Source organism: Sphaerisporangium flaviroseum (genome assembly GCF_039537005.1).
Lineage (GTDB): Bacteria > Actinomycetota > Actinomycetes > Streptosporangiales > Streptosporangiaceae > Sphaerisporangium > Sphaerisporangium flaviroseum.
The window spans coordinates 1-4,329 of record NZ_BAAAZR010000025.1 but is presented as its reverse complement, the minus strand read 5'-3'; the positions used below and the strand labels follow the sequence as shown (position 1 = coordinate 4,329).

The following is a 4,329-nucleotide window of genomic DNA, read 5'->3' as shown; positions in this document are numbered from 1 at the left end:
AGCCTCAACGGCGAGGGCGACGCCCTGCGGGCCAAGCTCGTCGCCATCCTGCAGAGCGGCCTGGCCCGGCTCACCGGCGGTCAGGCCGACGCGGACGGGGTGATGGAGAAGCTCGACTCCGCCTCCGATGAGGAGATCTTCGCGCTCATCGACAACGAACTCTGACCCATGACCCTCGCTACAGGAAAGGCCCGACCCATGGGGACCGAGGAAAAGCTCCGCGACTACCTGAGACGCGCGACCGTCGAGCTCGCGGAGACCCGGCAGCACCTCGCCGAGGCCGAGGACCGCCGTCATGAGCCGATCGCGATCATCGGCATGGCCTGCCGCTATCCCGGCGGGGTGACCAGCCCTGAGGAGCTGTGGGATCTGGTGGCGTCGGGGCGCGACGCGATCGGGGAGCTGCCGGCCGACCGCGGTTGGGATCTGGAGGGGTTGTACGATCCGGACCCGGAGGCGATGGGCAAGACCTACACCCGGCAGGGCGGGTTCCTCTACGACGCCGCGGACTTCGACGCCGGATTCTTCGGGATGAGCCCGCGTGGCGCGCTGGCCACCGATCCGCAGCACCGCCTGTTCCTGCAGACGAGCTGGGAGGCGTTCGAGCGGGCGGGCATCGACCCCGCCACGCTGCGCGGCAGCCAGACCAGCGTTCACGCGGGCAACATGTACGAGCACTACGCCCACCGGTTCCTGGCGGCCCCTCCCGAGTCTGTGGAAGGAACCCTGTTCACCTCCAGCGCGGCGAGCGTGCTGCCGGGGCGGGTGTCCTACACCTTCGGGCTGGAGGGCCCCTCGATCGCGGTCGACACCGCCTGCTCCTCCTCCCTGGTGGCGATCCACCTGGCGGTGCAGGCGCTGCGGCGCGGCGAATGCTCGCTCGCATTGGCCGGCGGCGTGACCGTGATGGCCACGCCGATGCCGTTCACGGAGTTCTCCCGGCAGCGTGCGCTCTCGCCCGACGGGCGGTGCAAGTCGTTCTCCTCCTCGGCCGACGGCGCGGCCTGGGCCGAGGGCGTGGGCGTGCTGGTGCTGGAGCGGCTGTCGGACGCCCGGCGCAACGGCCGCCGGATTCTGGCGGTGGTGCGTGGCTCGGCGGTCAACCAGGACGGCGCCAGCAACGGGCTGACCGCGCCCAACGGCCCCGCCCAGGAACGAGTGGTCCTGAAGGCCCTGGCCGACGCCCGTTTGGACACCGGTGACGTGGACGTGGTCGAGGCGCACGGCACCGGCACCAAGCTGGGCGACCCGATCGAGGCGCAGGCGCTGCTGGCCACCTACGGGCGCGGCCGGCCGGCGGACCGGCCGCTGTGGCTGGGCTCGGTCAAATCGAACATCGGCCACACCCAGGCCGCCGCCGGCGTCGCCGGCGTGATCAAGATGGTGAAGGCGCTGGAGCATCGGACGTTGCCTCCCACGCTGCATGTCGACGAGCCGACGCCGCACGTCGACTGGTCGTCGGGCGGGGTGCGGCTGCTGACGGAAGCAGTGGAGCTGCCCGGTGACCGGCCCTTACGGGCGGCCGTGTCCGGTTTCGGGATCAGCGGAACGAACGCGCACCTCATCGTGGAGCGGGCGCCCGAGACGGAGCCGGCCGAGCCGGTCACCGAGGACGGTCCGCTGGTGTGGGTGGTGTCGGCCAAGACCGAGGCTTCGCTGCGCGCCCAGGCCGGCAGGCTGCGGCAGTACGCGGCCACCGCGCCCGACGGCGACCTGGCCGGGGCGGGACGGGTGCTGTCGCGGCGTGCCACGTTCACCCATCGCGCGGTGGTGATCGCCGGCGATCGCGAGGAGCTGACCGCCGGGCTCGCGGCGCTGGCCGACGACGTGCCGCACGCCGCGGTGGTGCGTGGGGCCGCGGCCGCCAAGGTCCGCCCGGTGTTCGTGTTCCCGGGTCAGGGGTCGCAGTGGGCGGGGATGGCGGTGGAGTTGCTGGATTCCAGCGAGGTGTTCCGGGGGGAGATGCGGCGGTGTGATGAGGCGGTGGGGCGGTTCACCGGTTGGTCGGTGGTGGAGGTGTTGCGGGGTGTGGGTGGTGCGCCGGTGTTGGCGGGGTCGGATGTGATCCAGCCGGTGTTGTTCGCGGTGATGGTGTCGCTGGCGGGGTTGTGGCGTTCGCTGGGGGTGGCTCCGGCGGCGGTGGTGGGGCACTCGCAGGGGGAGATGGCCGCGGCGTGTGTGGCGGGGGCGTTGACCCTCGAGGACGCGGCCAAGGTCGTGGTGCTGCGCAGCCGGGCGCTGACGAGAATGCGCGGCAGCGGCGGCATGATGGCGGTCTCGCTGCCCGCCGGGCAGGTATGGGAGCTGTTGGAGCCGTGGCCGGACCGGCTGTGGGTGGCGGTGCACAACTCGCCCGCGAGCACGGTGGTCGCCGGTGATCTGGACGCGCTGGAGGAGTTCGCCGAGGCCTGCGGCGGCACGGTGCAGGTCCGGCGCATCGCCGTCGACTACGCCTCGCACACCCCGCACATGGAGCCGCTGCGTGAGGAGTTGCTGGCCACGCTGGAGGGGGTGACCCCGCACGCCACCGATGTCGCCTTCTGCTCGTCGCTGGCCGGCGCGTTCGTCGACTCCACGGAGCTCACGACCGAGTACTGGTACGACAACCTCCGCGACGCGGTGCGGTTCGAGCAGGCCGTCAGGGCGTTCGAGCAGTACGGCACCCCGCTCTTCGTCGAGGTGAGCCCGCATCCGGTGCTGGGATCCGACGTCGAGGACATCTGCGACGCCGCCGGGATCACCGCCGGCGTCTGCGCCTCGCTGCGCCGCGGCTCCGGCGACTGGCATCGGTTTCTCACCGCGCTGGCCCAGGCCTACGTGCTGGGCGCGCCCGTCGACTGGCCGGCCGCACTCGGGTCCGGGCCGTACCGCCATGTCGACCCGCCCACCTACGCGTTCGAGCGGCACCGGTACTGGCTCGGCGACACCGGTGCGACCGGTGCGACCGGGGCGACCGGCGGGCTCGACGGTTCGGCTCACCCCCTGCTCACCGCCGTCGTACCGGTGGCCGACGGCGGCTACCTGCTGACCGGGCGGCTGTCGCCGTCGAACGTCCCCTGGCTCGCCGATCACGCCGTCAACGGCACGGTGCTGCTGCCCGGCGCCGCGCTCGCCGAGCTCGCTCTCGAAGGCGGGGCCGTCGCGGGCTGCGACCACCTCGAGGAGCTTGTGCTCGAGAACCCACTCGTCCTCCCGGCGACCGGCGCCGTCAGGATCCAGATCACCATCGGCGGACCGGACGCCGCAGGGCGCCGCGCCCTCACCGTGTTCTCGCGATCGGCGGACGCCGACGGCGCCGTCTGGGCGCGGCACGCGTCGGGAGTGCTCACCGCGGACGCGGTGGCCGGCGCCGGTGACGAGGAGTGCGGGTGGGCGGCGGTGTGGCCGCCGGCGAACGCCTCGCCCGTCGAGCTCGACGGCGGGTACGAGCGGCTGGCCGACCTGGGCTACGAGTACGGACCGGTGTTCCAGGGCGTCAGGGCCCTCTGGGCGCGCGGCGCGGAGCTGTTCGCCGAGGTGGCGGTCCCCGACGAGGTGGACGTGGCCGGGTTCGGCATCCATCCCGCCCTGTTCGACGCGATGCTCCACCCGATCCTGATCGCGGGCACGGCCGATGAGGTGCGGCTGCCGTTCGAGTTCCGCGGCGTGCGGCTGCTCGCGGCCGGCGCGCGGGCGCTCCGGGTCCGGCTGGCTCCGACGGACGCCGACGGCTACGCCATCGAGGCGGCCGACGTCTCGGGCAGGCGGCTGATCTCGACGGAGTCGTTGCGCGTACGAGCCGCCGCCAACCGGATCCCCGCCGCCACGAGCGCGGCCGGGCCGGTGCCGCATGGTGTCGACTGGGTCGGCCTCCCCCTTCCTACGGGGGAGTCCCCGGCGCTGTGGGTCTCGCTGGGCGAGCCGGTGCCGGGCGTGGACGGGTATCCGGACCTCGACGGGCTGGGCACGGCGGTGGCCGACGGCGGGCCGGTGCCCGACTTCGTGATCGCCTCGTGCGTGGCCGATCCGGCGGACGTGCCCGCCGGGGTGCGGGAGATCTCGGGCCGGACGCTGGACCTGGTGCGCCGCTGGGCGTCCGACGAGCGGTTCGCGGGCAGCCGCCTGGTGTTCCGCACCATGGGCGCGGCGGGCCCCTCGTCCGGGACCGACGTGGGCGGCGTGGTGGGCGGGCCGGTGTGGGGGCTGGTGCGGTCGGCGCAGTCGGAGCATCCGGGGCGTTTTGTGCTGCTGGATGTGGAGGAGGGTTTTTGCGGGTGGGGTTCGGTGGGGGCGGCGGTGGTGTCGGGTGAGTCGCAGTTGGTGGTGCGTGGTGGTGTGGTGCTGGTGCCG

Annotated in this window: 1 protein-coding gene; it reads left to right on the top strand. The window is 73.3% G+C overall.

Features of this window, described 5'->3' with window-relative positions; translation table 11 throughout:
* Positions 1–198 precede the first annotated feature (198 nt).
* Positions 199–4,329: type I polyketide synthase (locus ABD810_RS27455; RefSeq protein ID WP_344946519.1), on the top strand; the 4,131-nt coding region annotated here is incomplete at its 3' end.